6 protein-coding genes and 1 pseudogene are annotated in these 7,160 nt (G+C 40.9%); 5 read left to right on the top strand and 2 right to left on the bottom strand.

Annotated features, from left to right (window positions below; translation table 11 throughout):
• Positions 1–809: pseudogene (locus tag Q1R07_RS03455) on the bottom strand (Fe-S cluster assembly protein SufB); the annotation flags it as partial.
• Positions 810–885: 76 nt separating this feature from the next.
• A complete protein-coding gene (locus tag Q1R07_RS03450) occupies positions 886–1,215 on the bottom strand; it encodes an iron-sulfur cluster assembly accessory protein (RefSeq protein ID WP_300486036.1) in 330 nt (109 codons plus the stop codon).
• Between the two features lie 260 nt (positions 1,216–1,475).
• Between Q1R07_RS03450 and Q1R07_RS03445 the strand changes: the two genes are divergently transcribed.
• From Q1R07_RS03445 to Q1R07_RS03425, 5 genes are all read left to right on the top strand, one after another.
• Entirely contained in the window at positions 1,476–2,336 is an 861-nt protein-coding gene (locus Q1R07_RS03445) for an MBL fold metallo-hydrolase (RefSeq protein ID WP_300486034.1), read from the top strand.
• A gap of 70 nt (positions 2,337–2,406) precedes the next feature.
• A complete protein-coding gene (locus Q1R07_RS03440; protein ID WP_300486032.1) occupies positions 2,407–4,014 on the top strand; it encodes a S8 family peptidase in 1,608 nt (535 codons plus the stop codon).
• Positions 4,015–4,102: 88 nt separating this feature from the next.
• Positions 4,103–5,992, top strand: a complete 1,890-nt coding sequence (locus tag Q1R07_RS03435) for a M1 family metallopeptidase (protein WP_300486030.1) — start codon at positions 4,103–4,105, stop codon at positions 5,990–5,992.
• Between the two features lie 174 nt (positions 5,993–6,166).
• Entirely contained in the window at positions 6,167–6,646 is a 480-nt protein-coding gene (locus Q1R07_RS03430) for a M15 family metallopeptidase (protein WP_300486028.1), read from the top strand.
• 54 nt (positions 6,647–6,700) lie between these two features.
• Positions 6,701–7,160, top strand: a 460-nt coding sequence (locus Q1R07_RS03425) for a patatin-like phospholipase family protein (RefSeq protein WP_300486026.1), incomplete at its 3' end; no start/stop codon positions are given.

Below are 7,160 nucleotides of genomic sequence, written 5' to 3'. Positions count from 1 at the left end.
GTCGAATATTTAATTTCGGCATTGTCAAGAGCGATTAGTTCTACAACGGCAGCGTGTAATTGGTTTTCGTCACGCGATGGCGCGGTACATCCTTCCAAGTAACTCACATAACTACCTTCGTCGGCAACGACAAGCGTTCTTTCAAACTGCCCTGTTCCGGCCTGATTGATACGGAAATAGGTTGATAATTCCATCGGGCAACGAACGCCTTTCGGAATATAACAAAACGATCCGTCAGAGAATACCGCCGAGTTTAACGCGGCATAAAAGTTGTCTTTTTGCGGCACAACCGAACCGATATATTGACGAACCAATTCCGGGTGTTCCTGAATGGCTTCCGAAATGGAACAGAAAATAATTCCTTTTTCGGCCAAAGTCTTTTTAAACGTAGTGGCTACGGAAACCGAGTCCATTACGATATCGACCGCCACACCGGCCAGTTTCTTTTGTTCGTCTATAGAGATACCTAGTTTTTTAAAGGTTTCCAGTAATTCCGGATCCACCTCATCCAAACTTTCGTATTTATCTTTTTTCTTAGGAGCAGAATAATAGGAGATCGCCTGGAAATCCGGTTTTTCGTAGTGTACGTTAGCCCATTCCGGTTCGATCATTTCCGTCCAGGCACGGAAAGCCTCCAGTCGCCAGTCGGTCATCCATTCCGGTTCCCCTTTCTTTTTCGAAATGGCCCGAACGATGTCTTCATTTAACCCAACAGGAAACGTTTCCGATTCGATATCGGTATAGAAACCATATTCATACTCTTTGGTTTCCAGTTCTTTTTTTAATTCTTCTTCAGTATACTTACTCATTTCTATATGCTTGTTCTTATACTTTTACCATGCGTCCGAAACGCGGATACATGGTAAAAGTGTAATGACTTATCTTTTAAAGTGAAAAACTTTCACCGCAACCGCAGGTTCTGTTCGCGTTAGGATTGTTAAAAACAAATCCTTTTCCGTTTAATCCTCCGGAATATTCCAAAGTAGTTCCCACTAAATACAAAAAGCTTTTTTTATCAACCGCTATTTTTATATTATTGTCTTCGAACACTTTATCATCATCGCCTAAGCTTTTATCAAACTTTAAGTCATACGATAAGCCTGAACAACCGCCACTTTTTACGCCTACGCGAACATAATCGGTAGCAGCGTCAAAACCATCGTCTTCCATTAAATTGACGATTCTTTTTTTTGCTGTTTCAGATACTTTTATCATAATGTTTAAACAGATTATTTCTAATTTCCTGCAAAGATATTACAAATATTGCGGTTTGCCACACTACCTAACATTTTTATAACGAATAGCTTGATAGAAAATAGTTATAACATGATATTTGTCATTTTTAAATCCTAAAAAGTCCCTTACTATTGTAAGTTTTTACCTTTTTTATTCAAACCGGTTGCGGTTTCGCTGTATTTATTTTTCCTGATTTAGCATTAAAAAGTATCTTTACATTCCAAATTAAAACGAATGCAATGAAATTATATCCTATAGAAAGCGGCAACTTTAAACTGGATGGTGGCGCTATGTTTGGTGTGGTTCCAAAAACCATCTGGAACAAAACCAATCCTGCCGACGAAAATAACCTTATTGATATAGCAGCCCGATGCCTGTTGATAGAAGACGGCAACCGACTGATTCTGATCGATACCGGAATGGGTAACAAACAATCGGACAAGTTTTTCGGGTATTATTCCCTTTGGGGCGATCATACGATTGACAAATCATTGGCGCAACACGGTTTTCACCGCGACGATATTACCGATGTGTTTATGACGCACCTGCATTTTGATCATTGCGGTGGTAGTGTAGTCTGGAATAAAGACCGGACCGGATACGAAGTCGGCTTTAAAAATGCGACGTTCTGGACCAACGAAAACCATTGGGAATGGGCAACCAAACCAAATGCCCGCGAAAAAGCTTCTTTTTTAAGCGAAAACATTTTACCAATACAGGAAAGCGGTCAGCTACAATTTATACAACGCCCGGAAGGTGATTTTCTTGAAAAATCGGAATTGGGCTTTGGCATCTTTTTTGTCGACGGTCATACCGAAAAGCAAATGATTCCGCATATCGAATACCATGGCAAAACACTTGTTTTTTGTGCCGATCTTTTGGCTACTGCCGGTCATATCCCGATTCCATATGTTATGGGATACGATACCCGTCCGTTGTTAACACTGGACGAAAAAACCAAATTCATGAACCATGCTGCCGATAAAAACTATCTTTTGTTTTTAGAACACGATGCGCACAACCCAATCATTACCGTCGAACATACCGAAAAAGGCGTACGTCTAAAAGAGGTATTTACTTGTGATGAAATACTAAAGTAGTGTTAATCTCAACCCTTTTTGTAACAAAAACAAATACTTTCGACCTATAAAATCAGAAAAAACAAAGAATATGAAACTAATAAAACCGCTTTACTTATCTGCCGCACTAGCTTTAGCCCTGGCAAGCTGCAGCACACAAAAAACAAGTGTTTACGCACCTATTTCCGCACCGGATAATATGCCGGTTAAAGTGGGTAAACTGGCTGAAAAAGATTTAAAACGCTGGAGTCATCTGGATCTTATTAAAGATACGGTTCCCGGAATGAGTGTAGACAGAGCCTATGAATTTTTAAAAGGTAAAAAAAGTAAAAAAATAATCGTTGGTGTAGTTGATTCCGGAGTGGATATCGACCATGAAGATTTAAAACCGGTTATCTGGAACAATCCAAAAGAAACCCCTGGAAATGGTATCGACGATGATAAAAACGGATTTATCGATGACATTCACGGATGGAATTTCTTAGGAAAAGCAGAACATGAAAACATGGAATTCACGCGTATCCTGAAAAAAGGAGACACAAATTCCGAAGCCTATAAAAAAGCGAAAGAGGCCTACGATAAAGAATACAATGAAGTAATTCAGGCCAAACAACAATTGGATTTTATCTTAAATGCCAGCAATACCCTTAAAAAGCATTTAAAGAAAGACACCTATACTTTAGAGGATATTCAGAAAATCCAGACAACCGATCCGGCTGTAAATCAGGCGAGAATGGTTATGTCGCAGGTATTACCACAAACAGGGAACGACCTGAAGAAAATCGACGAGTTTAAAGACCAGGTATACAGTCAGGTGAACTACCACTTAAACCTTGAATTTAACGGAAGAAAGCTGGTTGGTGATAATCCGGACGATATTAAAGACGTAAAATACGGCGACAATAACGTAATCGGACCTGAAAAAGAAGGCGCGAAACACGGAACCCACGTAGCCGGTATTATCGCACAAACCCGCGGAAACGGATTGGGTGGCGACGGTGTTGCAAGTAATAACGTAGAAATCATGGCCGTAAGAGCGGTGCCGGATGGAGACGAATACGATAAAGATATCGCATTGGCAATTCGTTATGCAGTAGACAACGGTGCTAAAGTGATCAACGGAAGTTTCGGAAAATACTTCGCACAACATCCAGAATGGGTATATGATGCGATCAAATATGCCGCTTCAAAAGACGTACTACTTGTAGTAGCAGCCGGTAACGAAGGTTTAGACCTGAATGCTGATGGTGGTGTAGATCGTTTTCCGAACGACAACATCAAAATGGGACCAGAAATTGCAAACAACTTCCTTACGGTAGGTGCCTTAAATTATGTGTACGGACCGGAATTGGTTGCCGATTTCTCTAACTACGGTAAATCGGATGTGGACGTATTTGCACCGGGTGAAAAAATCTATGCGACTACGCCAAATCAAAGCTACGAATACCTACAGGGAACGTCAATGGCATCGCCAAATGTTGCCGGAGTAGCAGCCTTGATTCGTTCGTACTATCCAAGCCTGACAGCGGCTCAGGTAAAACAGATCATTATGGATTCCGGTATTGCGGTAAAACAGGATGTCATTTTAGGAGGTGATCCAAACAATGTACGCCCGTTTAGCGAAGTATCCAAATCCGGAAAAATGGTAAATGCTTATAACGCATTGATCATGGCCGACAAGATGGCTTCTAAAAAATAATTCCAAAACACGCTGAAATGGAAGGGACTCCCCTTCCATTTTGGCTATTATACCGATCGGCAACGATCCAAAAATCAATTACTACAAAATGAAAAAGTTATTTTTACTTTCTTTACTGAGCATTGGCAGTTTGTGGGCACAAAAGAATCCGGATCCGGGTTACTGGCAACAACATGTTGACTACAAAATGGAGGTAAACATGGATGTGAAAAACTTCCAGTACAAAGGAAAACAAACACTCGTTTACACCAACAATTCGCCCGATACCTTACGCAAGGTATTTTACCATTTGTATTTTAACGCGTTTCAACCGGGAAGCGAAATGGATGCCCGTTTAAAAACCATTTCCGATCCGGACAAACGGATGGTCAAAAGCTTTAAAACCGGAGACAAAACGGTAAAAGAAAGTAGAATCAGTACCTTAAAACCAAACGAAATCGGTTATCTTAAAGTGGCCAATTTCAAACAGGATGGTGTTGCCGCCACTAGTCGCGTAGTGGGAACCGTACTGGAAGTCGAATTGGCCAAGCCTATTTTACCTGGAAAGTCCACTACATTTGCTTTGGATTTTGACGGACAGGTTCCGCTTCAAATCCGTCGTTCCGGAAGAAATTCCGACGAAGGTGTCGCGCTTTCGATGACACAATGGTATCCTAAAATTGCTGAATTCGATTTCGAAGGATGGCATGCCGATCCCTATATCGGGCGTGAATTCCACGGTGTTTGGGGTGATTTCGACGTAAAAATTACGATCGACAAAGACTACGTAATCGGATCGACCGGTTATTTACAAAACAAAAACGAGATTGGTCACGGATACGAAGACAAAGGCACTACGGTGACCTATCCTAAAAAGACCAAAACGCTTACCTGGCATTTTCTAGCCCCAATGGTTCACGATTTTGCATGGGGCGCCGACAAAGATTTTATCCACGATATCTATCCGGGACCAAACAATGTAGAACTACACTTTTTCTACAAAAACAACCCGAAATACATGGACAAATGGAAAGAGCTACAGCCAAAAACAGCCGCTCTAATGGACTTTTTCAATAAATCCGTAGGCGAATACCCTTACAAACAATATTCTGTGATTCAGGGTGGCGACGGCGGTATGGAATATGCTATGTGTACCTTGATTACCGGCGACAGAAGTCTTCCGAGTTTAATTGGTGTAACGGCGCACGAAATGGCGCATTCCTGGTTTCAGCACGTTTTAGCGACCAACGAAAGTAAGCATTTCTGGATGGACGAAGGATTTACTTCTTTTATTTCGGATCTTGCGATGATCAAGGTAATGGATAAAAAACTTCAGGAAGACGAAAACCCATTCCAATCGGCCTATAACAACTATTTCTATATGGTCAATACGGGTCATGAGCAACCACAATCCACACATGCGGATCGCTTTGACGAAAACATGATTTATAGTATTTCGGCTTATAGCAAAGGGGAAGTATTTTTAACCCAATTGGGCTATGTAATCGGAATGGACAAAATGATGGAAACACTAAAACGTTATTTCCACGATTATAAATTTACGCACCCAACGCCAAACGACTTTAAACGTACAGCCGAACGTGTTTCGGGAGCGTCATTGGATTGGTATCTGAACGACTGGACCAAAACAACGAACACGATCGATTACGGAATCAAATCGGTTACAGAAGACGGAAAAAACACTAAAGTAACGTTAGAAAGAATTGGAAGAATGCCAATGCCATTGGATATTCTTGTAGTATATCAGGACGGAACCAAAGAAAGTTTCTATATCCCGAATACCTTAATGCGTTGGAACAAAGAGAATCCGTTCCCGGAAATCCAACGAACCGTTTTAGGAGGATGGGATTGGGCTTTTACCACGTATGATTTCACCATCGGAAAAGAGAAAAAAGCCATCAAAGCCATTGTGATTGATCCAAGTGATTTAATGGCCGATGTTAAAAAAGAAAACAACGTTTATGAGGTAAAACCATAAACGGTCACAAACCACAAAAAGCGGCTTTAGAGCCGCTTTTTTTATGACTATACCGTATTGACAATCTCAAAATGTCAATCCTGTTCCTTTATTTACACCTTTTTACCTGTGCGAATCGAACCATCGTTCTCAATTTAATAGTACATTTACAAGGCTAAACAAAACCAAAACAACATGGATAAAGCTACGCAGGATCGAATCAACAGGTTACATCCGTCGGTACGGGAAGAAGTAACCCGAATCATACAGGATTGTGACAAACAACTCACCGGAAGAGCCAAAATCCGGATTGCACAGGGATTACGAACCAACAAGGAACAGGACGAACTGTATGCCATCGGGCGGACAAAACCCGGAAAGAAAGTCACCAATGCCAAAGGCGGACAATCCATTCATAACTACGGATTTGCTATCGATATCGTTTTGATTATTGATGGAAAAACCGCTTCGTGGGACACTAAAAAAGACTGGGACAACGACAGGATCGCCGACTGGTACGAATGTGTGAGTATTTTTGCCAAATATGGCTGGGAATGGGGTGGCAACTGGAAAACCTTTAAAGATTTGCCACACTTTGACAAACGCGGTTATAACGACTGGAAAAAATTATCAAAATTGAAGACCGATAAAAACGGTTATGTAATCCTTTTGTAATACATTAGCCACAACAAAATCCCCTGTAAATAGGGAAGGTAACCTCTTTGTTCCATGTCAAAAAAAATACGCATATTAAGCCTTGATGGTGGTGGTATCCGCGGAATCATTACCTGCGTGATCCTGAAATATATCGAAGAAGAATTGCAAAAACTGGATAATCCCAATGCAAAATTAGGAGACTATTTCGATTTGGTTGCCGGAAGCAGTACCGGCGGACTATTAACGTCCATTCTGTTATTTCCGGACAAAAACAAGAAAGCGAAATTTTCGGTAGAAGCCGCTTTGGATTTATACGCCAAAAAAGGGGAAAGTATTTTTAATGTTTCGCTTTGGGAACACATGATAAACCCATTCGGATTGTTTAACGAAAAGATTTCGCAACGCAATCTGGAAAAACAATTACTAGAAGTTTTTGGCGATTTGCAGTTACAGCAATTTATCAAGCCCTGTCTGATCACATCCTACGATATTGGTCAGCGGAAAGCCAAATTTTTTACCAGTCACGAAGCCG

The organism is Flavobacterium sp. (assembly GCF_030146175.1).
In the GTDB taxonomy this organism is placed as follows: Bacteria; Bacteroidota; Bacteroidia; order Flavobacteriales; family Flavobacteriaceae; genus Flavobacterium.
Note: the sequence above shows the minus strand (reverse complement) of the source record. Positions and strands in the feature narration are given on the sequence as shown.